The sequence below is a fragment of the Paenibacillus sp. G34 genome, assembly GCF_056856875.1.
Map to the genome: position 1 here is coordinate 3,005,191 of NZ_CM166469.1, position 22,896 is coordinate 3,028,086.

20 protein-coding genes are annotated in these 22,896 nt (G+C 44.9%); 19 read left to right on the forward strand and 1 reads right to left on the reverse strand.

What is annotated here, in order from left to right; genetic code table 11:
- The first annotated feature begins 6 nt into the window (after positions 1–6).
- The 17 genes from AC1VYS_RS13680 (at position 7) to AC1VYS_RS13760 (ending at position 19,630) form a co-directional block, all read left to right on the forward strand.
- Positions 7–297: a hypothetical protein gene (locus tag AC1VYS_RS13680; protein WP_482914712.1), complete on the forward strand. Its 291-nt coding sequence runs from the start codon at positions 7–9 to the stop codon at positions 295–297.
- A gap of 97 nt (positions 298–394) precedes the next feature.
- Positions 395–937, forward strand: coding sequence for a GNAT family N-acetyltransferase (locus AC1VYS_RS13685; protein ID WP_482914713.1), 543 nt, complete (start codon positions 395–397; stop codon positions 935–937).
- Between the two features lie 96 nt (positions 938–1,033).
- Positions 1,034–1,711: a response regulator transcription factor gene (locus AC1VYS_RS13690; protein ID WP_482914714.1), complete on the forward strand. Its 678-nt coding sequence runs from the start codon at positions 1,034–1,036 to the stop codon at positions 1,709–1,711.
- Positions 1,704–3,074 (forward strand): sensor histidine kinase, encoded by a 1,371-nt coding sequence (locus AC1VYS_RS13695; RefSeq protein WP_482914715.1) that lies wholly within the window; start codon positions 1,704–1,706, stop codon positions 3,072–3,074. Before AC1VYS_RS13690 ends, AC1VYS_RS13695 begins: the two co-directional genes overlap by 8 nt.
- Positions 3,075–3,355: 281 nt before the next feature.
- Complete coding sequence (locus tag AC1VYS_RS13700) at positions 3,356–5,452, forward strand: serine hydrolase domain-containing protein (protein ID WP_482914990.1); 2,097 nt, start codon at positions 3,356–3,358, stop codon at positions 5,450–5,452.
- A 209-nt stretch (positions 5,453–5,661) separates the two neighbouring features.
- Positions 5,662–7,380: an ABC transporter ATP-binding protein gene (locus AC1VYS_RS13705; protein WP_482914716.1), complete on the forward strand. Its 1,719-nt coding sequence runs from the start codon at positions 5,662–5,664 to the stop codon at positions 7,378–7,380.
- A 178-nt stretch (positions 7,381–7,558) separates the two neighbouring features.
- The gene (locus AC1VYS_RS13710; protein WP_482914717.1) at positions 7,559–8,020 is read left to right on the forward strand and encodes a MarR family winged helix-turn-helix transcriptional regulator; all 462 of its coding nucleotides are present in this window, start codon (positions 7,559–7,561) and stop codon (positions 8,018–8,020) included.
- A complete protein-coding gene (locus AC1VYS_RS13715) occupies positions 8,017–9,138 on the forward strand; it encodes a threonine aldolase family protein (protein WP_482914718.1) in 1,122 nt (373 codons plus the stop codon). Before AC1VYS_RS13710 ends, AC1VYS_RS13715 begins: the two co-directional genes overlap by 4 nt.
- A gap of 1,174 nt (positions 9,139–10,312) precedes the next feature.
- Complete coding sequence (locus AC1VYS_RS13720) at positions 10,313–11,035, forward strand: class I SAM-dependent methyltransferase (protein ID WP_482914991.1); 723 nt, start codon at positions 10,313–10,315, stop codon at positions 11,033–11,035.
- Positions 11,036–11,090: 55 nt separating this feature from the next.
- On the forward strand, positions 11,091–11,720 hold the full coding sequence (locus AC1VYS_RS13725) for a pentapeptide repeat-containing protein (protein ID WP_482914719.1): 630 nt from the start codon (positions 11,091–11,093) through the stop codon (positions 11,718–11,720).
- Positions 11,721–11,825: 105 nt separating this feature from the next.
- Entirely contained in the window at positions 11,826–13,322 is a 1,497-nt protein-coding gene (locus AC1VYS_RS13730; protein WP_482914720.1) for a DEAD/DEAH box helicase, read from the forward strand.
- A 222-nt stretch (positions 13,323–13,544) separates the two neighbouring features.
- A complete protein-coding gene (locus AC1VYS_RS13735; protein ID WP_482914721.1) occupies positions 13,545–13,898 on the forward strand; it encodes an MmcQ/YjbR family DNA-binding protein in 354 nt (117 codons plus the stop codon).
- A 69-nt stretch (positions 13,899–13,967) separates the two neighbouring features.
- Entirely contained in the window at positions 13,968–14,870 is a 903-nt protein-coding gene (locus tag AC1VYS_RS13740; RefSeq protein WP_482914722.1) for an alpha/beta hydrolase, read from the forward strand.
- A 374-nt stretch (positions 14,871–15,244) separates the two neighbouring features.
- Positions 15,245–16,399, forward strand: a complete 1,155-nt coding sequence (locus AC1VYS_RS13745) for a type III polyketide synthase (RefSeq protein WP_482914723.1) — start codon at positions 15,245–15,247, stop codon at positions 16,397–16,399.
- Complete coding sequence (locus AC1VYS_RS13750; protein ID WP_482914724.1) at positions 16,386–17,114, forward strand: methyltransferase domain-containing protein; 729 nt, start codon at positions 16,386–16,388, stop codon at positions 17,112–17,114. Before AC1VYS_RS13745 ends, AC1VYS_RS13750 begins: the two co-directional genes overlap by 14 nt.
- Positions 17,111–18,250 carry an NAD(P)/FAD-dependent oxidoreductase gene (locus tag AC1VYS_RS13755; protein WP_482914725.1) on the forward strand — a complete coding sequence of 380 codons (1,140 nt, stop codon included), beginning with the start codon at positions 17,111–17,113 and terminating at the stop codon, positions 18,248–18,250. The genes AC1VYS_RS13750 and AC1VYS_RS13755 overlap by 4 nt, the downstream gene beginning before the upstream one ends.
- Positions 18,251–18,439: 189 nt before the next feature.
- Positions 18,440–19,630 (forward strand): aminotransferase-like domain-containing protein, encoded by a 1,191-nt coding sequence (locus AC1VYS_RS13760; protein ID WP_482914726.1) that lies wholly within the window; start codon positions 18,440–18,442, stop codon positions 19,628–19,630.
- 166 nt (positions 19,631–19,796) lie between these two features.
- Here AC1VYS_RS13760 and AC1VYS_RS13765 read toward each other — a convergent pair whose 3' ends face one another.
- Entirely contained in the window at positions 19,797–20,222 is a 426-nt protein-coding gene (locus AC1VYS_RS13765; protein WP_482914727.1) for a MaoC family dehydratase, read from the reverse strand.
- A 205-nt stretch (positions 20,223–20,427) separates the two neighbouring features.
- On the opposite strand from AC1VYS_RS13765, the gene AC1VYS_RS13770 reads away from it, so the two are divergent.
- Positions 20,428–21,303, forward strand: a complete 876-nt coding sequence (locus tag AC1VYS_RS13770) for an AraC family transcriptional regulator (protein ID WP_482914728.1) — start codon at positions 20,428–20,430, stop codon at positions 21,301–21,303.
- A gap of 85 nt (positions 21,304–21,388) precedes the next feature.
- Positions 21,389–22,666, forward strand: coding sequence for an ABC transporter substrate-binding protein (locus AC1VYS_RS13775; RefSeq protein ID WP_482914729.1), 1,278 nt, complete (start codon positions 21,389–21,391; stop codon positions 22,664–22,666).
- Positions 22,667–22,896 lie beyond the last annotated feature (230 nt).

A 22,896-nucleotide genomic window follows, 5' to 3' on the forward strand; every position in this document is an offset into this window, starting at 1 on the left:
GAGCACTTGACATATTCACAGCGTTTATCAGGCGGAGCAAGCCTGTCCGACATATTGCATTTGGAACTTCAGATCGATCAAGTAAAAGAAGAACGGTGTGCTGCTATTGAAGAGCTGAAGCGGTATGAACATGAGAAGATTCTGATTAAATCTGATGTTCAAGAGGAAGAAGCAATCGTCGGGGCTGATGAGGCACGATCTTTACAAAAAAATCTTGTGGACATACAAACTCATGTGAATTTGCTAACAACACGGCTTGAAGAACTGGAGACCGCCTTGGATGAATTATTAGATTAGAGATGCTATGAGATGCAATGTATCCCGTCTACAGAACCTCACCGTGGATCTATAAGAATGATTTGTATGTAGCTGAATATGGAAGGGGTGATTGAATATGAGATTTCAGGCAGAACGAATCTATATTAGAGCCTGGACCGTAGAAGACGCTGCACTTCTTCAGGGTTTCCAGATTGGTAACAGAGAGGAAATTGAGGGCATCACGGCCGCAGAACGAGATAAAGCTTTCTACACTCTGGAAGGTCAGACCCGGCTGATTGAGAAATGGCTTAAGCTAAGAAAAGAAGGAAAACGATACTCTTTCGGTATTTTTCTTCAAGATAACGATGAACTGGTGGGAGAAATCTCATTATTTCGAATTGAACTGAACGGATTAGATAAATGGGTGCTTGGTTACGCAACAGATCGCTTGCATCACGGTAAAGGTTATATGAGCGAAGCGTTGAAATGTGTGCTTCTTTTTGCCAAAGATGAGATGGAAATTATGCAAATAGAGGCGGGTGCAGTTCCGGAAAATGCAGGCTCCATTCGTGTTCTTATGAGAGCGGGATTCCAAGAAAGCGGCACGCACGATGTACCTATTCAGGGAGTGATGAGAAAACATACGATGTTCACGATATCCCTGGATGATGTGAGGTAAGCAAAGGGCACCCGAATGAAATTACGAACGAATCTAATTTAACGAACTGGGAGCTTAAATGAAAAACAATAAGTTTATCCCCAGAAGGAGAAGCATATGGCTACTATATTAGTTGCAGACGATGATGCGAATATTCGCGAGCTTGTCTGTTTGTTTTTACGAAATGACGGGTTCGAAACCGTAGAGGCTGTAGACGGCCATCAGGCGCTCACGCTATACAAGCAGCGTTCCATTGATCTGGTGGTGCTGGATATTATGATGCCAATTATGGACGGATGGGCCTTGTGCAGAGAATTGAGACAAATGAACGCAGATCTGCCCTTACTTATGTTAACAGCAAGAGGGGAGACCTGGGAAAAGGTGAAAGGTTTCGAGCTGGGAACAGATGATTATTTAACGAAACCGTTTGACCCTCTGGAATTAACTGTACGTGTGAAAGCTTTGCTGAAACGTTACAAGATTGGCTCCACACACATGATTCAGTTTGGGGACGTCACACTCGATCGTCAGAGTTACAAAGTTATTCTGGGAACAGAAGCGTTAACTTTGCCACTCAAGGAATTTGAATTGTTATACAAGCTGGCTGGAACGCCAGGACAAGTCTATACGCGGGAGCAATTGATTGACCAGATCTGGGGTCTCGATTACACAGGGGATGATCGAACGGTAGATGTACATATCAAACGGTTGCGCGAACGGTTTGCGACGACTTCTGATTTTCAGATTGAAACGGTTCGTGGACTGGGGTATCGGTTAGAGGTCAAGCATGATTAAGTCTTTGTATATCCGGGTCGTTGTGACTTTTCTGGTTTCTGTAATAGCAGGGACCGTGATTGCGTTCCTCTTATCCACCTGGATCTTTGAAGATCAGCTCAATGAAAATTCACATATCAATATACGTAACTTTGGTCAGGATGTTGTAGAGATATATAAAACGCTGCCGCTCTCCGAAGCAGACGCATTCGTCAACAAGATGAAGCAACTCGATTTATACTATATTCGAATGTATGAGCAGTCAGGACAGTTTCAAACGTATGGGAAGGCTATTGATCATAACCCGATTTCAGTGACGAAAGAGCAGCTTCAGAAAGTACTTGAAGGAGAAGTAGTAGAGGCGACACCGAATGGACTTGGCACAGTTCTACTGGGATTGCCAGTCAGGACGAGCAACGGAACTCGAGCCATGTTTCTGGAAACCTTATCACCGCCTGCTGCTGCTGCTGTGATCCAATGGGGTACGATTTTTGCCACCTCATCTCTGGCCGCCGGAAGTCTGATCATTCTGATTGCTTCCATGTTTCTGGTAAGACCGATCAAAACATTGACTCGTGCAACCAAACGTATCGCAGCAGGTGATTTCAATGTAAAGCTGAATATCAAGCAATCGAGTGAACTGGGCACACTCGCTCGCAGTTTCGAAGATATGATGAAGGATCTGCAGCAACTGGAGCAGATGAGAAGAGATTTCGTAGCCAACGTCTCACACGAGGTACAATCACCGCTCACTTCCATATCAGGTTATGCTCAAGCGTTGAAGAAGGTAGAGTTACCGGATCAGGAACGAGGAAGGTATCTCGACATTATTATCTCAGAGGCGAAACGGTTGTCCAAAATGAGTGATAGTCTGCTTAAGCTCAGTATGCTTGAGTCACAATCCCATCAGCTGCAACTAACTACTCGTGATCTTGATGAGCAGATCAGGCGGGTTATTGTTGCATTACAGCCTCAATGGTCTGCTCGAAATATCCGGTTTGAGCTGGATTTACAGAAGGTGCAAGTCAAGGCCGATCATGATCAATTGAATCAGGTATGGACCAACATTATCAGTAATGGAATTAAGTTTTCAGAAGATAACAGTTTAATTCACATCAGGATGGAACGGGATATCAGGAATGTAACCGTGCGGATATCGGATCATGGCATTGGTATTCCTGAGGAGGATCAAAAGCGCATATTTGAGCGCTTCTTTAAGGCCGATCGATCCCATAGCCGCAAGTATGACGGCAGCGGAATGGGACTTGCGATCACCAAACAAATTGTTTCGTTACATCAAGGGGATATTAAGGTGGAAAGTAAGGTCGATCAAGGAACAACGTTTATCATCACACTGCCAATCAGTACACCAATGGCAGAATAACCGCCTTCTCTTAGCGTGCCTGTTGCTTACTCATCATGGTATGCAATGCTCCACTTCTAATTTGCTACGTTCATGTACAAGTTCCCTTGTATGTGAAACGTAGCATTTTTAGTTTGTTCATGTTCTGTTCATATAGACGTCACGGACAGTACATCTTGCTGGATTAAGCTTGAAATTGACCCAAATGTATGGGTCTAACAACAGATCAGGAGGAGATGTGAATGGGAACACAAGATAAAATGAAAATGAACAAGAGCGCGAGCAAGCTCATCAACAAGAGTATGATCAAGAAAATTGTCCAGAAACGTACTTCAATCGCTGCGTTGAGTCTGGTAATTACACTGTTATCACCTTGGACGGCGATGGCCGCTCCAGCTGTTCATAAGAGCAGTGAACTGACGTATGAATCAACCAAGAAAATGGTGATGGAAAAGGCCAAGTTATTAACCGAAACATACGGGACAACAAGTGTGCAGTATGCTCTTATGGATCAGGGAGAGATTATAGTCTCAGAACAGACAGGCAAGAATGATCAGCATGGGAAAGTACCTCTTACATCGGATACAATCTATGGCATAGGATCAACAAGTAAAATGTTTCTTGCAGCTTCTGTTATGAAGCTTGTTGATGAAGGTAAGGTGAATCTGGATCTGCCCGTGACGAACTATATACCGGAATTTAAGATGAAAGATCTTCGTTACAAACAAATCACACCACGCATGTTGTTGAATCATTCGGCAGGTCTCCTCGGCACTTCAAGCCATAATGCAACATTGTACGGGGATAATGATACTTACACTCATGACACTTTCTTGGATCAACTAGCGACACAGAATCTAAAGGCAGAACCAGGTGCGTATTCGGTATATTCTAACGATGCATTTACATTGGCTGAACATCTGGTTGAAAGAGTCAGTGGATTGAGCTTTACGGCATATATACACAAATATTTTACACAACCTCTGAACATGGAGCACACCAAAACGCCGCAGGATGTGGTTAACACGGCAGAAATGGCGGCGATTTATTCTCCTTTGTCCGAGGTTCAGCTTCCACAAGAGAATTATAATATCATCGCTACTGGAGGCATATATTCCACCGCCCAGGATCTTGTGAAATTTTCACAAATCTTCACAGGTGAGGTTGAAGGTATTCTTTCCGAGAAGTCGGTAAAAGCCATGGAACAAAAGGAGTACCAACGAGGCATGTGGCCAGAAGAGAGTGATTCTTCTATTTCTTACGGATTAGGATGGGATAGTGTGGATTTGTTCCCATTCAGTGACTACGGCATCAAGGCGGTCACGAAAGGTGGGGATACCGTATCGTATCATTCATCCTTGGTCGTACTTCCAGAGCATAATCTGGCTGCCGCCGTTACTTCTTCAGGAGGATCGAGTGCAATTGATCAATTGATAGCGAGCGAACTGTTACTTAGCGCACTCGAAGCTAAAGATATCATTCAAGAACGCAAGCCTGAGAAATCGTTTGGCTTACCTGTAAAGTCGGACATGCCGAAAGAGATGTCTGCGTATGCAGGAATTTATGGAGGAAATAATACCATATCGAAAGTGGTTGTGAAGGCTGCTGGAGAACTGTCGATTACTCCCCAAATGGTTCCGAATAGTCCTTCGGATCAATACAACTATACGTCGGATGGAACATTTGTAAACAAGGAAGGCACAGAGAAATTAAAATTTGTTGAAGAGTCAAACGGTCATGTCTACTTGTGGTCTCGATCCTATCTTTCTGTACCTGGACTAGGACAACTTGCTTTCTCGGAATATACGGCACAAAAGCTCGAAGACAATCCATTGCCCAACGACGTTAAGGCGGCTTGGGATCAGCGTAACGGGCAGAGGTATTACCTGATGAATGAGAAATATACCTCAACGGCATATCTACATGCTTCATCCATGATTCCATTGGATACTGTGAATGGTGTTCCCGGTTATATGATCAACCATAAAATTGTTGGAGCCAATCATGCCGTGAACGAACTCCAAATTCCCGTTATGGCTGGTAGGGATGTGAGGGATATTTACTTTTCGGAGAAAAACGGTATAGAGTATATTCATTTAACAGGCTATGAATACGCGAGTGAAGAAATTGTTCAAGCACTCTATGCAGGCCAGCAATCCAAGATCACGATTCAGCCGGATGCTAATGCCAGATGGTTCTCCGTGCCCACAGCGGCCAAAGGTAAGATCATGATGGTGAAGATGCCTGCAAAAGGGGCCTTTGCCGTATTTGACCAGGAGGGTGTTTGTATTAATCACACGGTAATTAGTGGTAAGAATGAGGTTACTCTTCCCGAAAACGGGCGTATTGTGTTTGCCGGTGAGGCAGGTTCTCGATTTGAAGTTTCATTGAAAAAGTAAAAGCGTAGTTAATCATTCGATAATATTCCTCGTATGAACGTATTGGCACGTATTTGCATTGTGAACATGCAAAAAGTCTTCTCTATGATGTGGAGAAGGCTTTTTTGGCTATAGATCAGCGAGAATAGGTTTACATGTTTTGGTAGACTGTATAGAATGATATACACTGTATAACCGAATATGAATGTGGAGAGTGAGTGTGAATCGAAATGCTTCGTCGTTTTTTTTCGTATTACCGACCGTACAAAAAACTGTTTTTGATCGATTTTGGCTGTGCTGTATTTGCAGGTTTGCTGGAGCTGGCATTTCCGCTTGCGGTTAGTAAATTTATCAATGAACTGTTACCAGGCCAAGACTGGCCGCTAATTTTACTGGCCTGTATCGTGCTTTTATCCATCTACGCACTGAATACGGTATTGAATTATGTTGTTACATACTGGGGGCATATGCTGGGCATCAACATCGAAACGAATATGAGGGAGAAAATGTTCGCTCACCTGCAGAAGCTCTCGTTCCGGTTCTTTGATAACCGCAAAACCGGGCATCTGATCGGTCATCTCACGAATGACCTCAATGATATTGGCGAAGTCGCTCACCATGGGCCAGAGGATGTGTTCATCGCTGTAATGACACTGATCGGCTCATTCTGGTTGATGGCCAATATCAACCTGGAGCTGGCTTTGCTGACGTTTATCATTATCCCGATTATGGCGTGGGTTATTATCATATTCGGTGGACGGATGACGAAAACGTACCGGAGACTTTTCGGTGATGTGGGTAACTTCAATGCACGTATCGAAGATAACGTAGGTGGTATGCGTGTTGTTCAGTCTTTTGCCAATGAAGAGCATGAGAAAAAGCTGTTCGCTGAAGATAATGCTAATTTCCGTCTAACCAAACTGCTTGCGTATAAAACGATGGCAAAAAGCATCTCGGTCAGTTATATGATGATGCGTCTCGTGACCGTGTTTGTGATGATCAGCGGAGCGTGGTTTTACATCGATGGCAGAATCAACATGGGTGATTTTATGGCGTTCCTGCTCTTGTCGAATATTTTCTTCCGTCCGATTGAGAAAATTAATGCGGTAATTGAGAGCTACCCAAAGGGGATCGCAGGTTTCAAACGTTATCTGGAGATCATTGACACCGAGCCTGAGATTGCGGATCGCAACGATGCGGTTGAACTGCGTGAGGTGAAGGGAGATATTCGCTTCGAAAATGTATCCTTTGGTTATGAATCCAGCCGACGTATTCTGAATCAAATTAGTTTGTCGGTTCGTCCGGGGGAAACGGTAGCATTTGTCGGGCCTTCGGGTGCAGGGAAAACGACGATCTGTAGCTTGCTTCCACGCTTTTATGAAGTAGAAGAAGGCCGAATTACGGTAGATGGCATCGACATTCGTGATATTAAACTGCAATCGCTACGCAAACATATTGGAATTGTGCAGCAGGATGTATTTTTGTTTTCAGGCACAATTAAAGAAAACATTGCATATGGCGATCTGAACGCAACCGAGGATCAGATCTGGGAGGCGGCCCGCCGCGCTTCATTGGAAGAATTGATTCTGAACTTGCCCGAGGGCATGGACACGATCATTGGAGAACGTGGGGTCAAGCTGTCTGGAGGGCAAAAACAACGTTTGTCTATCGCTCGCATGTTCCTCAAAAATCCGCCGATTCTGATTTTGGATGAAGCGACATCCGCTCTGGATACGGAAACGGAAGCACTCATTCAGCAATCTCTTGCCGAATTGTCAGTAGGCAGAACAACACTGGTGATTGCTCACCGACTGACTACGATTAAAAATGCGGATCGCATTATTGTGGTGAATACCGATGGGATCGCTGAACAAGGCAATCATGAAGAGTTGGTTGCTGCCGGAGGCATCTACAGCCGCCTGCATCAAGTTCAACACAATCACTCTTAGGCTGGTGTCTCACTAACTTCTTTAAAATAGTTTGAAGTTGCCGCGCGCTGCGCGGCTTTTTTGTGTTCTTTTAGATATCCGATGTCTGGAGATGTTGAACTGGAAGAATAATGTTGACAGTGTCCACAATCCTGATTAATATAATGTTGACAATGTCCACTAAAAGGGAGGTTTCGTAATGAGCTCTCATCATATTCAACCGGAAGTTCTGGCAGACATGCGGCGGTTTAACCGTTTTTATACGAATATACTCGGAGTACTTGATAAGCATATTCTCGGGACGGGGTATTCTTTTGCCGAGGTACGCGTCATCATCGAGATTGGCATGCGCGGCGAAAGCATTGCAAACAATCTGGTCGATACACTAACGATTGATCGCAGCTACATGAGCCGCATTGTGAATAAGCTGACAAAGGAAGGACTGCTCGTTAAGGTGGATTCTACGGAAGACAGCAGGGTCAGCCTGATTCGTCTGACGGACAAAGGGCGGGTGTTGTTTGCTGAGCTGAATGACCGATCCGATCAGCAAATTATGAAATTAATGCAAAATTTAAACGAAGAAGAGATTCAAGAGGTCTACACCTCCATGATGAACATCCAAGAGAAGTTGAACAAGAAGGCAGGAGAGACAGCGCGATGATACGATTCGAATGTGATTATAATGAAGGTGCGCACGAACGCATTTTACAACGATTGATGGAAACTAATATGGAGCAAACGAGTGGTTATGGCACAGATGCTCACTGTGAGCGTGCTCGTCTGCTGATTCGGCAAGCTTGCGGTAACGACGATGCAGATGTACATTTTCTCGTCGGAGGTACGCAGACCAATACAACGGTGATCGCATCTATTCTTCGCCCACATCAAGGTGTCATTGCAGCGGTGTCCGGTCATATTGCTGTTCATGAGACAGGTGCAATTGAGGCGACAGGACACAAGGTGCTGACGGTTCCGAGTCTGGATGGCAAAATTACGGCCGCGCAAGTGAAAGCCGTCTATGATGCACATGCGCAAGAATCGTCACCAGAGCACAGTGTTCAACCGGGCATGGTATACATATCCCAACCGACCGAATACGGCACCATGTACAGCAAAGCTGAACTTGAAGAGTTGTATGCAGTAAGCAAGGCGTGTGGTCTACCATTTTTTGTGGATGGAGCACGTCTCGGTTATGCTCTTGCATCCAAAGATTGTGATATGACGATGGCCGATCTCGCTCGACTCTGCGATGTATTTTATATTGGCGGAACCAAAATTGGTGCATTGATGGGTGAGGCGGTTGTTATTCTCAATGATGCGTTGAAACGGGATTTTCGTTATATTATCAAGCAAAAGGGTGGCTTATTAGCGAAAGGAAGATTGCTGGGCATCCAGTTTGAAACATTGTTTGAAGATGGTTTGTATCTGGATATTTCACGTCATGCGGTGGATATGGCTTTGAAAATTCATGATACCCTAGTGTTGCACGGAGTGAAATTCTTGTATTCTTCTCCAACGAATCAGCAGTTCCCGATTCTGCCGGATTCTTTGCTGGAACAGCTGCGTAAGCACTATACGTTTACATTCTGGGAAAAGGTAGACCACAACCGCAGTGCAGTTCGTTTCTGTACTAGTTGGGCGACTCGCCAAGAAAACGTGGATGCGCTGACGCGTGATATTGTAAAACTATTACAAGGGAAACAGCTTCAAATTCAAGTTGAAGATCAAACCAAACCCACTGAAGCCGTCGCAGAGTTACAGACAGCGGCGATGGTGTAAGTGCTGGTGTAAGCGTGTTGGTAGAAATGCAATTGCAAGCCCAAGGGAAAATCCTAAGTCTAAGCCCATGTGCAAGCCCAAGGAAAATCTAAGTCTAAGCCCAAGTGCAGGCCAGAGGGAGAGCCCAAGGAAAGTGAAAGGGCAAGTACAAGTACAAGTGTATGCCCGAGGGAAAGTGGACGTGAAAGGGCGAGTGCAGTGCAGCGTAGTACAGTAAAGTATGGACATTAGAATAGATGCTTCATGGTTAAGGCCGGATGTCTTTTCAAATCCTAACGATCATGACAGAGCTTATTTGGGTCGTTTTAACAAGAAAATTTTTCTAACGATCACCACAGACGTTATATTATAAAAAATTAGTGTTTTTTAAGCGTAAAAGCCATTTTTCAACGAAATAAGACTCCTGGTGATCGTTAGAATTGGAGATGGTCTAAAATGAGGCAAATAGCGTCTCTGGTGATCGTTAGGAGATTTTACACCCGTTGGAGGAGCTTAATGCTGCTTGCTACAAAGTAAAAATAAAAAGTAAAAAGTAAAGCGTACCTCAAAAAAATGTGTTATGTCCGATTGGGGAATGTTGGAACTGGGAACAATAGTCTTCTCCTAAAATTATCTTTTCCAATCTTATCTTTTCCAGACTTATCGCAGGAAGTAAGCCAATTCTGTGATGATTCAGCCTGATATGGAATGTAGGGGTGTCTTGCAGGTGATATGCCTGGGGCACGCCTTTTTATTTTGCGTCAAAAGTATCTTAAAGAAAGTTCCAACTCACAATTAGATCAGATTAGAGATAGATTATCTTAACTAACTTAACTATTTTAAATAACTTAACTAACTTAACTAACTTAACTTAAATATCTCAAATATCTCAAATATCTCAAATAACTCAAATAACTTAACTTAATTTAACTTAACTTAGATTGGACTGGATTAGTTTTGGATTAGATTAAATAGGATTAAAATACGTTCTAAATCATTAATTGACATCAAAATCAATTGACATCGCTCGCGGTTTAAATTAAGTTATTAAAGACACTTTATATCTTTAATATAAAGGAGAGATGTTATGATTAGCGAAGAGCAAGAGCCACTTTTTCTAATACAAGACTCACAAGATAATAATCAGTTCAACGAATCGGACCATTCCATACGCCTCCTAAAATCAATCCAATCCATGCTCTCGGTACAATCGAAGCTCCCGATACAGTCTCCATCACTATTATCAATGTTGCAGCCATCTCCAGGAGAACGTATTCTGGATGTGGGATGTGGGAATGGCGTACTGACGGCTAAAATTGCGGCAACTGGAGCGATCACCACCGGAATTGATTTTTCGGAAGAAAGCATTGCCCAAGCTTTGGAAAAATATCCAGAATTGGATTTTCAGACAGCAGATGCTGCTCATTATCGGACGAAAGAGCGTTATGATGCTGTATTTTCTCATGCGGCATTACATTGGATGGCTGATGCCCCGGCAGTTGTACAAACCATACAATTGGCGTTGAGGGAAGGAGGACGTCTGGTGACCGAGTTTGCAGGGAGCGGTAATACGGCAATTATACTTCATGCGGTTCGTGAGGAGCTCATTGCACGGGGATACACATGGGAAGGACGCAATCCGTGGTATCACCCAACCGTTGCCGAGTTCTCAAGCTTGCTGGAGCAGCATGGATTCAGGGTGTTGTTTATACAACATAGTGACACGCTTAGATCGATGAAACAGGGAGTCCATCAATGGTTGAGTAGCTTTGCAACGTATCTTCTCCGGGATATTGAAGCAGATGAGCAGGAGTTGATTATGAAGGTTGTCGAAAAGAAAGTAGAAGCGCAGCTTTATCGTGAAGAGCAGTGGAATCTGGATATTTCCAGACTGCGCGTTGTTGCCGTTAAAGCTTAAATGAATAAGATTAACGATTTGGCTATAAGTCCGACCAAAATCCAAGGAGGCTGGCATGAAAATAGAGAAACCCAAACTGCAGGAACACTTGCTTGAACCCGAGCCAATCTATACATTGGAATCAAAAACAGAGTATAGAGACAGGTTGATTGAGAATGTGACGCTGGATCTGCAGGAAGCGAGCAAAGTTTCCTTCGAAAAGGTCGTATTTCGGCATGTTACCATTGTGGAGTCCTCACTTGAACACTGTGAATTTACGGACGTTCGGTTCGAACACTGTGACTTTTCCAATGTAAATTTGCAAAATTCGTTTATGCATCGCACAGAGTGGGTGAATTGCAAATTGGTCGGCACGGATTTTTCCGGTGGCAGGTGGCAAAATGTTAGCGTTTTGCAAAGTATATGTGACTACAGCAATTTTCGGTTCGCACACCTCAAACAGGTTGAATATTCGGAGTGTAGCTTGCTTGGTACGGACTTTGCTTATTTAAAATTACAGAAGATCGCGCTTGGTGAGTGCAAGCTGGATCAGGTAACATTCACCGGAACAGCAATGAAAGGTCTGGATTTGAGTAATTGTGAATTTGATGTTCTAGTCCTGACGCTCGAAGATTTGGACGGATGTACGATTGCGCCCCATCAGGCAGCAACCTTTGCAGGGTTAATGGGGCTTATCATCAAATAAATTTCAAAAAAGTGTACAGAATCCTTATTAAATGTTATCCTTAACTGTTACGTGTGACATAAAGATTCGTTTTATGTAGAGATTTGCGTAAATGAAGGAGATAACATGACATTTCAGGAATTAAATATTATCCCTCCGATTTTGGAAGGGTTGAAAAAAGCTAACTATACCAAACCTACTCCAATTCAGGAGCAGTCCATACCAGCAGTGCTTGCGGGGAGAGATTTACTCGGCTGTGCTCAAACGGGGACAGGCAAGACTGCTGCATTTTCGGTGCCCATTATTCAGTTGTTGAGTGAACGCGGTCAAGGGAAACAAGAAGCTCCAGGAAAGCCGGCAGATAAAAGATCCAAGTCTATTCGTGCGATACGCTCGCTTATTTTGTCCCCGACCCGAGAACTTGCCATTCAGATATCCGATAACATTAAAGTCTACAGTAGATACACCGACATTCGTTCGGTTGCAATTGTAGGCGGAGTATCTCAAAAGGTGCAAGAACGTGCATTACAGCAAGGGGCAGATATTGTCATTGCTACGCCTGGACGTTTGATGGATCTGGTGAATCAGAAGCAGATTGATCTGAAAATGGTGGAGATTCTCGTACTGGATGAAGCTGACCGTATGCTGGATATGGGCTTTATCCATGATGTGAAACGCATTATTGCCAAGATGCCAAACAAAAAACAGACCTTGTTTTTCTCAGCAACGATGCCGCCGGAGATTGTCAAAATGGTACAAACCTTGCTGGTGAATCCAGTCAAAGTGGAGATTACTCCAGTTTCGTCAACGGTAGATCGTATCAAACAATCTGTATATTTGCTGGAGCATGGCAAGAAACAGAATATGTTGAATCATATTTTACAGGATGAATCGATAGCTTCTGCACTGGTATTCACCCGCACGAAACGTGGGGCTGATCGGGTTACGCGGGATTTGGCTAAAATTAACGTGACGGCACAGGCCATTCATGGCAACAAGTCGCAGAATGAACGCCAGCGGGCTCTGAACAATTTTAAAAGCGGTGTAACGCGTGTGCTGGTCGCAACTGACATTGCGGCAAGAGGAATCGATGTTGAAGAATTGACACACGTCATTAACTTCAATCTGCCAAACATTCCGGAGACTTATGTTCACCGTATTGGGCGAACGGGCCGCGCTGGGAAAAGCGGAATGGCAATCTCGTTCTGTGAGAAGGATGAACTTCCTTTTCTGAAAGATATCGAGAAAGTGATCAAAAAATCGATCCCTGAAGTGAAGGACCACCCTTATCCGATGACGAACATGCCTGTATTTGCACAGATGAGTTCAACGAAACCGGCTTCCAAAACTTACGGCGGCAAGCCTGCTAAAAATAAAACAAATCCGGCTCGCAAACCGAAGTCCGAATGGTTTACCAAACGGGATAAAACGGCATCCGGCAGTAGAGCCGAGGATCGCCATACGAATGGTTCACGTTCTGCGCGTAGCGAGCAGTCGAATCCCTACAAAGGTGGAGAGTCATCTCGCACAACCCCTAAAGGGGAGCACAGAAAAACAAGCAGTCGTTCTTCGTATCAGAGCCAGCAGCGCCGAGGGAAGTCACGTAGCGACCAAGCCAAATAACGGAGCAAAGATAAAGAACCAGAAGAATGATGGATTGAAAAACAATTTATAAATCAAGTTGTAATACAACAACAATAAATCGACAATAAAACAAGCCTTCTCCGATTCTCTAGGAGGAGGTTTTGTTCTATCCATCTAGCTGAATCACATTTACATACAAACATACATTCGTTTAAAATAAAAGATGAACGAGTCGATTTTTTGAAAAAGGGAGGCAGCACTGTGATTGATAGCATTTTTGAGTATTGTCTTGCTAAAAAAGGAGCAGTTAAAGATTTTCCTTTTGGACCTGAAACAGCTGTGATCAAGGTAGCGGACAAAATGTTTGCACTTTTGTTTGAAGGGAATGGAGAGAATAGCCGCTTGAATCTAAAGTGTGATCCGATCATCGCGGAGAATCTGAGAGAGCAACATGAAGCCGTCAAGCCCGGTTACCATATGAACAAAAAGCACTGGAATACCGTCATGCTGGATGACTCCTTATCCAATGAGGACATTTATGCCATGATTGATCATTCCTATGACCTGATTGTGCAGAAGCTGCCTAAGAGGATTCAGGAGACACTGAGCGAATAGAGAACATAAAGCCAGATGCAATTTCAATAACTTTCACCTGTTTGCAATAAAATGAAGGAGTGAATGTGAATGGATCAACAACAGCAGCAGATAGCCATGGTTCAACAAATGCGTCAGCATAGCTCAGGCAATGATCAGGGCCTCCAGCCAAGTGTTACATATGATGTTACAGTAAAAGAATACATGATCCCAACTTCCGCTGGAGAAACGCGAGTGCTGGTATATGTGCCGAATCGAAAACAAACAGATACCTTAACATGGCCCGTATTTTTTAACATGCATGGTGGAGGGTTTGTACTAGGTCAAGCGGATGGAGATGACTCCTGGTGTCGTTTGATGGCAGATCGTGCGGCATGTCTAGTGGTGAACATCGATTACAAGTTAGCGCCTGAACATAAATTCCCGACGGCCGTCTACGAATGTTATGACGTGGTGAAATGGATGCAAACCAATGCAGACGAGTTCTCTGCAAATGCATCCATGTTCGCTATTGGGGGTCATAGTGCGGGAGGTAATCTGGCTGCGGCGGTGTGTTTGCTTAATCGGGAACGTGGGAATGAGTTCCCGATCCTGCTCCAGATTATCGATTATGCTGTGCTGGATCTGGCAACAGACCCGGCGGAGAAGCCTGATTTTCCAGAGGCGATTCCAGCCCATGTGGCTAGGACGTTTAATGCGATGTATCTGATGAAACCCGAGGATGCTTCGAATCCGCTAGCTTCTCCTGTACTCGCCGATTCATTCTCCAATTTGCCAGAGGCTTTGATTATTACTGCAGAGAGAGATTCTCTTGCCCAAGAGGCACGTACATACGCGTCGAAGCTGGAGGCAGACGGTGTAAAGGTGACCCACAAAGAGTACGCAGGGGCAGTACACGGTTTTACACATCATGGCGATCTTCAGATGGCTGAAGATGCGTGGTATCTGATGAGTGACAAGTTGAAGCACACTTTTAGCCGTGCATGTGTCTAAGATAAAAGGGGAATATTAGAGCCGCAAGCATGCGAACTTTCGTATGATGAACAAAAAAATATAGTAAAATGTCACACCTTCTAAAGATGATCATAGCCGCATGCGATCTGCAGTGGAATAATTCATCTAGAAGGTGTTTTTTCTATGAACTTTTAAAGTTCTCTAAACAGGGCTTCTGAGTAAGCAGGCATCTTAATAAAATATACAATCATAGCTAAGAACTCGTTATTGAGAAACGGTGATGTTACGTTACGTTTTCAATCCATTGTGTAGATGTTTTATATGTATCAATATCATTTTGGGGATTATAACCTTTTCATTAGGGGTAAGAGGTGTTAATTGCAGGAAATCATAACCAAATTCAGGAGGTTATTATGAATCCAAACAACCCGAGTGATATTGCCATCCTTGGTATGGGGACAGCTCTCCCACCGCACAAGGTAGCTCAGCCGGAAATCGCGGAGCTCATCTCTTCTTCACTACATGATCGACCGGATCTAGCACGCTTTGCCAAGCGCATTTTCAGATCATGCGGTGTAGAAACACGATATACCGTCGAACCGAGTTATCTTGGCTCTTTGGAAGAATGTCTTTATATCTCTTCGAGTGAACAGCCTGAGATTCCGACGACACGGCAACGAATGGATACATACCAGCGGGAAGCGCTCCCTCTGGCGATCAAGGCAGCGGAAGAAGCGATGCAGGACGCGCGGATCTCTCCCGAAACGATAACTCACATGATAACCGTTAGCTGTACGGGGCAGTATTTGCCAGGACTCGACGTTCAACTAATCCAACACTTCGGGCTTTCTGCTCGTGTGAATCGATTACCGCTTATTTTTCAAGGCTGTGCTGCAGGATTAAAAGCCATACAGATGGCGCGTGACGTTGTGCAAGGTGCGCCAGGTTCTCAAGTATTAATCGTTTGCGTGGAGCTATGTACACTTCATTTCCAGCCGGTAAAGGATCGTGAAGCACTGTTTGCGGCATCATTTTTTGGGGACGCAGCTTCTGCATCCATCGTGGGTACGCCAGAAGCGGGGCACAGAGACTACCTGACTCTGGGAACCGGATATTCAGTGCTGTTACCTGATTCGACGGAGGACATGACTTGGGAAGTGGCTGATTACGGATATGATCTGCATCTGTCGCCCCGGATTCCGAAGTTGCTGGGAAACCATCTACAAGGGGAGTTGAATCTTTTGCTACAGAGCGAACATCTTCCCGAACTGTGGGCGATCCATCCCGGCGGACGAGGAATCGTAGATTCTGTGCAGGAAGTCATGAGTCTAAGACCGGAACAGACGAAGTACAGTCGGGATATTTTGAAAGATTACGGTAATTTGTCCTCGAATACGATTCTGTTTGTGCTTCAGGCGATGCGTATGGATATGAAAAAGAGGGAACAGTTGTCTACCGAAGGCGTGGCGATGGCTTTTGGGCCCGGACTTACGGCAGAATTAATGAAATTCACTTATGTTCCGGCTATAACATCGGTAATGGAGGAGCAGGCTCATGTCCTTCTTTAGAAGATTGGGCAGTCGGGCCAAGGAAGAAGAATTGATGGATGACTTCTCCATGGGCGGAGAAGAATTGCGTGAAGCGTTGCGGCATTTACGGCGGTTGAACAAAATATTTGCCGCGCCCGGCCCCACAGTTTGCGGCATCGATAAATTATGGAACTCCATGGGTAGACCGGATAAACTGACAATTCTGGATGTGGGCGCCGGTTCAGGAGATGTGAATCTGAAGTTGCTGCAATGGGCGAAGGATCAAGGTATAGATATGCATATTACGTTGGTGGATCTGACGGAAGAGGCCTGTGAAGAGGCCAGAGAGCTATTCCGTCACGAGCCCCGTGTTCGAGTACAACGTGCTGATCTGACGGGACTACCCGATGCTTCGGCTGATATTGTGACAGGATCGCAGTTTATTCACCACTTTGAGGGAGAGCAGCTTGTCGACATGGTTTCTCATATGCTACGAGCTTCCAGATATGGGGTCGTTATCAATGATATCCACCGTCATACCGTGTCTTATAAGGCGGTATGGATTACAACAAGACTTATCTCGCGTAATCGTTATATCCATCACGATGGGCCGCTATCGGTGGCGAAGGGATTCACAGACCAAGATTGGCAGGAACTTAAGCAACGGTTGAACCATGACACGATGACCTATGAGTGGAAACCGTTATTCCGATATTCTGTGGTGATTCCTCAAAAGGGAGGTGTATTAACGTGACGAGATCAACGGATGTGATCATTATCGGGGCGGGTATTGCGGGCAGTAGCTGTGCCATCGAACTGGCGCGGCAAGGACATCGAACGCTGCTGCTGGATCGTCAGCAGTTTCCACGTCATAAAACATGCGGAGAGTTCATGTCTCCCGAAACGAGGGAGATGCTGGAGCATCTGGGCATTCATCTGCTGGAGCAACAGATGTCCCCCAGCAGCATGGATCATGCCCGAATTACGATGCCGGATGGTGGGGAGATTGAAGCACCTTTGCCCGGATTTGCATACGGTATAAGCCGGTATGAGCTGGATCAGCAGCTGCACCAGCAGGCACACGTTGCGGGAGCTGAAATTTTAAGCAAAGTGAACATCACCTCTGTTCGGCAACTTGAGGATCATCGTTATGAAGTTGAGGTCAAACAGGGTAACGAACGGATATGTTATCAAGCTAAGGCTGTCATCGGAGCATACGGTAGTAAAAAACTGCGAGGATCAAACAGCGCAGAAGCACTCCGAGACGAGACGATCTATGTCGGTGTTAAATCTCATTACAGAGGCATTGACATACCAGCGAGAGTAGAACTCTATTTTTGCGATGGAGGTTATGTTGGAATCTCTCCTATTGAAAATGATACAGTCAACGTTGCAGCGCTCCTGACGCTGGATTCCGTGCAAGGGAGTGGCAAGTCAGTGCCGGAAATTTTACACGCCGCATCCATGACAAATTCAAGTCTCGCAGCCCGTCTGGCAGAAGGTGAAACCGTTCAGGGAACCCAAGTATCTGTTGCACCATTACAGCTATCCAACGTCCCAGAGCCCTGGTCCGATTATCCCCATACTGGAGATGCGATGATGGTGATTCCACCCCTATGCGGAGATGGAATGTCCATTGCCCTTCGTTCTTCGATCCTATGTTCACGCTGGACGGATGCATATCTTAAGGACGAAATAGACTACACCGAGTGGCAAAGCGAGTACACACTGGAAGCCAATCGTGAGTTTGCTCCATTGCTTCGAAGGGCGAGAACCATTCAAAATCTTGCTTTTGCGAAAACCAATCGCTTTTACCCGACTTTGGCTCGACTTTTCCCTGGATTGGCTACCTATGTTGTCAAAGCTACGAGACTATCCGAGATGAAATAAAGCTGCCGATGGCGGCTTTTTGTCGTTATTTGAGGACATCGTTTGAGCACCTATAAGGCTGGATTCAAAACAATTTGTATGTAACTTGACGATAGGTGCTTTGGAAAATCGAGAAATGCTCGTATAATAGTGTCTAATGTATCATTCGAGACAGAGATCAGACCAGTTGCCGAGAGGATGTTAATGAAGATGAATTATACCTTTTCCAACCGGATTGCATCATTGCAGCCGTCGATTATTCGTGAAATCCTGAAAGCTTCTTCAGGCCAAAATGTAATTCCATTCTCCGCGGGTAATCCCGCGCCGGAGACGTTCCCGATTGAAGCGATTCGTAGCTTCACCCAGTCGATTCTGGAACAAGACCCGGTTACAGCATTGCAATACGGTATCACGGAAGGTTATGTACCGTTGCGCGAGGCACTCCAGCAGCATTTGGAGCGGAATTTTAACACAGGTAAGCCATCGGACCAGCTTTTTATCGTGTCCGGAGCACAACAAGGGATTGAGCTTGCATGTAAAGTTCTGTGTAATGAGGGCGATACGATTATCTGTGAAAGTCCCAGCTTCATTGGCTCCTTGAATTCCTTCCGTGCTTCCGGTGCGAAGCTGGCGGGTGTTCCGATGGAAATGGATGGCATGGATATTGATAAGTTAGAACAAGCGCTACAAACCGAGCCGAATGTAAAAATGATCTATGTCATCCCAAGCTTTCAGAACCCAACAGGGGTAACAACAAGTCTGGAAAAACGCAAATCGATCTATGCATTGGCGAAAAAATATGGCGTGATGATTTTGGAAGATAACCCTTACGGGGAACTGCGATTCAATGGTGAGGACGTGCCGACCATTAAATCGATGGACGAGGATGGCTTAGTGATCTATGTCGGATCGTTCTCCAAAATTTTGTCGGCCGGACTTCGGGTGGGTTTTGTACAGGCTCCGCATGAAGTTGTGGAAAAAATGGTTGTAGCCAAGCAGGGAGAAGATGTACATACAGCGATGCTTCCGCAGATCCTGGCTCATCGCTTCATGACCGAGTATGATTATGCAGGGCATATTAACCACATTCGCCAAGTCTATCGCAGGAAGGCAACTCTCATGATGGACAAGCTGCAGGAGCACTTGGGTGACGCTGTGACCTATACCCGTCCAGATGGAGGACTGTTCCTCTGGTGTGATCTGCCTGCTCATGTTCCGATGGTGGAATATGCCAAAACGGCGGCTGCCCAAGGAGTGGCTGTTGTTCCAGGAAATGCGTTCCTCGTCAATGAACAAGACCCATGCAACGCAATTCGATTGAATTTTTCAACACCATCCGATGAGCAAATTGCCAAAGGTGTGGAAATCCTTGGACAAGTTTTAAGAAACTCGTTTTCGTAAAACGTCCTCTATTGAGAATCAATCTTCTACGCAAACTTCTGTTGCAGAAGGATTCCGAAAGCCGCCCCTGGGCGGCTTTTTCTGTAAGCTCCTTAGACCGAAGCTATCCTCACAAAGCTGCATCTATTCTCATGTATGCACATGTCATCTTACTTACCTTCGTAGCTTAATTATCCACCAGTGCACTCAATTCTGCCCGAAAGACGTTCTGACCTTTTTGGTTATAGGTGCTGAGAAGTACAGTCACCTTACCGTTCCCGGTTCGTCTCGGACGAAGCTCGGTGACTTCAGCGATAACGTGGAGCTCGTCCCCTGGATAGACCGGTTTCAGAAACTGAATCTGGTTCATGTCCGTTCCAGCGATGATATGCTCACCATATACGCCAACCTCAATCCACAGTTTAAAAGAAACGTTTAATGTTTGTATCCCTGATGCAATCAGGCTGCCAAAGCGACCTTGCTTCGCTTTTTCCTCATCCAGATGCATATATTGCGGATCATACATTTCGGCAAACCGAATGATGTCTTCTCTTGTTAAAACCACAGATCCTGTTTCGTAACGTTGCCCTATTTTAAACTCGCTGAATTTCATATCTAGTCACTCCGATTTCACCTGAGATTTCCATAGCTTATATTAACATGTTAACATCAGATATCCCTAACCGAAGCGATTTGATGATTTGGATGTTTGGCCCAATTTTAGTTAGAATATGAGAAAAGGGTGAGTCCAATCAGGCATAAGAATAGAAACAGAAACATCAGACAGATGTGTGAGGAAAAAAGAGGAGGCAAATATTATGGGCGTACCTACTTTTCTGGAAACAGGTCACATGGCTGAGGGATTTCCCATTCGGTTAATTTATACAGGTGCAGAATTCAATTATGCCGCACATTGGCATGATGAAGTGGAACTTGTTGTCGTGACTGGAAAACATGCACGGATTGGTGTAAATGAGCAATTCTTTGAACTGAACCAAGGGGATATGATTCTAATCAAGCCGGGGGATGTGCATTATTTTATGCCAGGCACCGGAAGGCTGACGATTTTGTTGTTTCGGCTTGAATTGTTAACCGGGAGCTTTACGAGTGAAGCGGAGATACAGGAGCTGGGAACGCTTTTGAATCAAACGTCCATCATTCCGTCGGGCAGTCAATCTAACCCCAGTCCTTATATTGATGCGATTGCCGCGGAGAAAACAAATCAAAAACCCGGTTACCGCTGGCTTATGGTATCTCGGCTATATGATCTGATCGTCTTGTTACTTCGTACCACGCCGCAGGCTTCACAATTAGATACGTCGCCATGCTGGCCTTGTGTATCCTCCAAGAAGTTCGAGTTTCTCGAATCGGTATGCGAGTATCTGGAAGAGCACTATGCCGAACCGATTAAGCTGGAGCAGGTGGCAGAACATATGAAATTCAGCAAGTTCCATATCTGCAAACTATTTAAAGAAATCAAGGGTATCACGCTAATGGAATATTTGAATCATTTTCGCATTATCAAGTCGGAGTGGGCGCTCCTGTTTCGGCAGGAATCCATTTTGGAGATTGCAATCAGTCATGGATTCAACAATGTGAACTCTTATAATCGCCTTTTTAAAAAATATAATCACTGCACACCGTCCGAATTTCGTAAACGTCACCGCTCCAATATCGCAAAATATCAAGGCTAATTGACAATATTTGTGGAGAAAGATACCGCTCAAATTCTTATACTCAAATAAATTGTAAGCGTTTCCTTTTTAGGGAGGGTACTTTATGAAGAAATGGTTCAAGCGATGTGCTGTACCAGTCATGGTGCTTGCAGGCGCAATAATGCTGTTATCAGGTTGCCAGACAGGAGCGTCTAATGGATCCAAGAAGCAGGAAATCACAGTCTGGAGTTTCACAGATGAAGCAGGTTATGCCATTAAAAGATTCGAAGAAAAGTATCCGGATATCAAAGTGAATTTCGTTAACATTCCGGGCAACTTTTACCTCACCAAACTCAAATCAGCACTACAGACCAGTTCGAAGGCTCCCGATGTGTTCATGATCGAAAACGCAAATATCCGGGAACTGATCGATGTGCCCTATTTGGAAAACCTGTCACCACCGCCGTATAACGCGGACGAGTTAATTAAGGAACAATATCCTTTTGTGCAGGCCAATGAGAAGGATAGTGAGGGGAACGTAAGGGCCCTCGGTTATCAGGGTACACCTGGAGGTATCTATTATCGCCGTGATCTGGCGAAGGAATATCTGGGTACAGATGATCCGCAGAAGGTAAGTGCTCAGATTGATACATGGGAAAAAATCTTTACCATCGGAGAAAAAGTAGAAGAACAAAGTGGCAACAAGGTACATGCACTGGCGAACTGGAATGGAATAGCCAACTCGTACGGTGGCATTCCTTGGGTGAAAGATGGGAAGCTCGTCATTGATCCCACGTACATGAAGGTGCTTGATCTGGTACGTGAGGCAAGGGAGCGCCGTGTGCTGGCTGAGTACGAGGATGGAAGTGCAGGGTATGCAGCGTCCATGCAAAAAGGTGAAGTGATGTTCTATCCTGCGGCGACTTGGGGATTACAGTTTACATTCAAAGCGAACGCACCCGATACCGAAGGGTTATGGGGCTTGGCACACGGGCCTTCGTCCTTCAGTTCAGGAGGAACCTACATTGCGATGTATAACCAAAGTGACCAGAAGGATGCCGCTTGGAAATTCATCGAATTTTACAATTTTAATCATGAATTTCTGACAGGGCTTGCCAAGGAGCAGGACTACTTTACGAGCAACATGGTCGTGAACGACCAGCTTGCGGATTCGCTGACTTCAGCCTATCTGGGTGGACAAAAGCATTTTGAATTTTTCTCAGAAGCAGCCAAGCAGGTCCCGGTGTATGAACGCACCAAATATGACGGCATTATCAGCAATGATATCTATAGAAACTTGCTGCAGTTGTATCTGAACGGCGATATTCAGACGAAGGAAGAAGTGGTGAAACGCATAAAACGTGACGTGCGCTTAAGGTTCCCAGAACTAGAGGTAGAGTAAGAGTAAGTTGAACCAATATGGTTACACAAGCACTCCGATGACAGAACAACCTTTCAATCGCTGTTATCCCCAGATTTTTCTGATTCCTTTTTAAAGGGGAAAATCCGGTGATAAAGGCGAACGCTCCGCTTTTCCAGGTTTGTTCTGTCCTCTTCGTTTTTTGTGTAAACGCTTAGTTGAACTTACTGGAAGATAAATTAATAAGAGCAGTCATATCCAGGTTAATGATT

Coding starts and splice junctions, on each gene's coding strand:
- AC1VYS_RS13710 (WP_482914717.1), top strand. CDS start 7,559: ATGAGCTCTCATCATATTCAACCGGAAGTTCTGGCAGACATGCGGCGG.
- AC1VYS_RS13725 (WP_482914719.1), top strand. CDS start 11,091: ATGAAAATAGAGAAACCCAAACTGCAGGAACACTTGCTTGAACCCGAG.
- AC1VYS_RS13765 (WP_482914727.1), bottom strand. CDS start 20,222: ATGAAATTCAGCGAGTTTAAAATAGGGCAACGTTACGAAACAGGATCT.
- AC1VYS_RS13745 (WP_482914723.1), top strand. CDS start 15,245: ATGAATCCAAACAACCCGAGTGATATTGCCATCCTTGGTATGGGGACA.
- AC1VYS_RS13705 (WP_482914716.1), top strand. CDS start 5,662: ATGCTTCGTCGTTTTTTTTCGTATTACCGACCGTACAAAAAACTGTTT.
- AC1VYS_RS13695 (WP_482914715.1), top strand. CDS start 1,704: ATGATTAAGTCTTTGTATATCCGGGTCGTTGTGACTTTTCTGGTTTCT.
- AC1VYS_RS13715 (WP_482914718.1), top strand. CDS start 8,017: ATGATACGATTCGAATGTGATTATAATGAAGGTGCGCACGAACGCATT.
- AC1VYS_RS13685 (WP_482914713.1), top strand. CDS start 395: ATGAGATTTCAGGCAGAACGAATCTATATTAGAGCCTGGACCGTAGAA.
- AC1VYS_RS13750 (WP_482914724.1), top strand. CDS start 16,386: ATGTCCTTCTTTAGAAGATTGGGCAGTCGGGCCAAGGAAGAAGAATTG.
- AC1VYS_RS13730 (WP_482914720.1), top strand. CDS start 11,826: ATGACATTTCAGGAATTAAATATTATCCCTCCGATTTTGGAAGGGTTG.
- AC1VYS_RS13740 (WP_482914722.1), top strand. CDS start 13,968: ATGGATCAACAACAGCAGCAGATAGCCATGGTTCAACAAATGCGTCAG.
- AC1VYS_RS13690 (WP_482914714.1), top strand. CDS start 1,034: ATGGCTACTATATTAGTTGCAGACGATGATGCGAATATTCGCGAGCTT.
- AC1VYS_RS13720 (WP_482914991.1), top strand. CDS start 10,313: ATGCTCTCGGTACAATCGAAGCTCCCGATACAGTCTCCATCACTATTA.
- AC1VYS_RS13775 (WP_482914729.1), top strand. CDS start 21,389: ATGAAGAAATGGTTCAAGCGATGTGCTGTACCAGTCATGGTGCTTGCA.
- AC1VYS_RS13770 (WP_482914728.1), top strand. CDS start 20,428: ATGGGCGTACCTACTTTTCTGGAAACAGGTCACATGGCTGAGGGATTT.
- AC1VYS_RS13760 (WP_482914726.1), top strand. CDS start 18,440: ATGAATTATACCTTTTCCAACCGGATTGCATCATTGCAGCCGTCGATT.
- AC1VYS_RS13700 (WP_482914990.1), top strand. CDS start 3,356: ATGATCAAGAAAATTGTCCAGAAACGTACTTCAATCGCTGCGTTGAGT.